At 35.7% G+C, this 1783-nt stretch carries 1 pseudogene; it reads right to left on the bottom strand.

Features of this window, described 5'->3' with window-relative positions:
• Positions 1–1525 (bottom strand): annotated as a pseudogene (locus ACT2CV_RS09670) (hypothetical protein); the annotation flags it as partial.
• Positions 1526–1783 lie beyond the last annotated feature (258 nt).

Raw genomic sequence — 1783 nt, 5'->3', positions numbered from 1 at the left:
TATTCGGTTTTACCTCTGGCGTATTTGGCGTTACCGGTGGATTATTCGGTTTTACCTCTGGTTTATTTGGCACTACCGGTGGATTGTCCGGTGTTACCTCTGGTTTATTTGGCACTACTGGGGCTGGCAATCTTGCCTTTAACGACCAATAATAATCATTGCCAATTTTCAATAATTGCGCTTCGCCACCGTTTTGCGTAGGGGATTTACCAACAAATAAATTATTTGCGTGTTCGCTCGCTACCTTAACAACGGGTAATGATAAGAACTGATCTTCTGTGGTTTGTGTAATATCACCCCATATGCCATTTTTAGTTTTAACTGTGGTGATACCATCTGGATTAATATTACCTTTAATATGCAAGGTATCCGTAGCTGAAGTTTGTGTATCTTTATTCCATACGGAATCCACTAAAAGCAAACCACCACCTTTATAATTTTCAACAGTAAATTCTGTGAATTTCGGCGAATTGGTGCCATCTGCTAAATCTAATATACCTAAATGCTCAAAGTTTTTTGCTTTGACATCTGTAGCACCTACAGCTGCGGGATCTGTTTTTCCAATATTGGTTAATGAGAAGGTAGCATTAGGTTTTAAATTTAAAGCTTCTGCTTTGAAAGTATCAAAGGTATTTTGATCATCAATAATCACTTTGCCTTTATTAATTTCTAATAATGCAGGAGAAATACCTCGACTTCCGTTCTTCAAAAGCACAAGCGACTCATCAGCATTATGTATAATTGAGCAACGGTAATCACAAGTATTTAAAGGTAAAGTGGCTGTTTCTTCCGTGAGTTTATTAATGACGACTTTATTAAATACGGAAAGACCTCCGCCAAAATTAAAATAACCACCTCGCTGATCATTACCAATATATAGCTCTTTTACTCTTAATGCTTTTTGTGCGATTAATGAACCATTATTTTCTACATAAGGCAATGCAAATAGCGGTGCGAAATCATTGATTTCCATCGTGCCGCCATCTTTTAAATATATCTTTGAATTATTGGTACGAATTCCATATTGATCTTCTGGTCTTATTACCAATCTTCCTAAATTTAAAATAAGCTTTGAACTTTCTCCTTCAACCTCAATAAGAGCTTCACCACCGTGATAACCAAAATAATTATCATCAGATCTAGCATTAGATTGGACTAATACTGCACCATTTCGAATATAAAGTTTGCCTTTAGAGCCAGATCCACCGACATTCAAACGGTTACCAATAATTTCAATTCTAGTACCAGCACCATCAACTATTAATGTACCATCACCTGTTGAATGATTCCCAACGTGAATTTCACCTGTTTTTAATTTTGTGCCTTGATTTACAGTAAGAATGCCTTTGCTACCAGGACCAACATACATATCTCCAAAGTGGTAATATCCCTCTGCATCAGGTTGTTTATCAGATATTCCATTCCCAACATTCGCGACATTGCCCTCAATAATCATATCGGCATAACTCAATTCCGACACAAAGAAAAGGCTAGAAAGTAAAATGGCTAGTTTTGTTTTTTTCATAATAATCTTCAGTATAAATTTAAAATAGTCGGCTTATTCTACAAAATTTATGCAACAAAGGCGATGAATTGATTGTAAAAGAAAGGTAAATTCTAATAAAAAACACCGCACTTTAGTGATAGCCAATTTTTGTAAGATGATAAAAAAGCCATCATAATTATGATGGCTTTTGCAATTGTGGTTATTACCAAGAATAACGAATACCTATACGACCTTGATAAGCTTTGCGTGACATTGGTGAACTGCGATAAACATGGT

The sequence above is a fragment of the Reella acinonychis genome, assembly GCF_052384575.1.
Taxonomy (GTDB): domain Bacteria; phylum Pseudomonadota; class Gammaproteobacteria; order Enterobacterales; family Pasteurellaceae; genus JBQSUQ01.
This window is presented reverse-complemented; position numbering and strand designations above follow the sequence as displayed.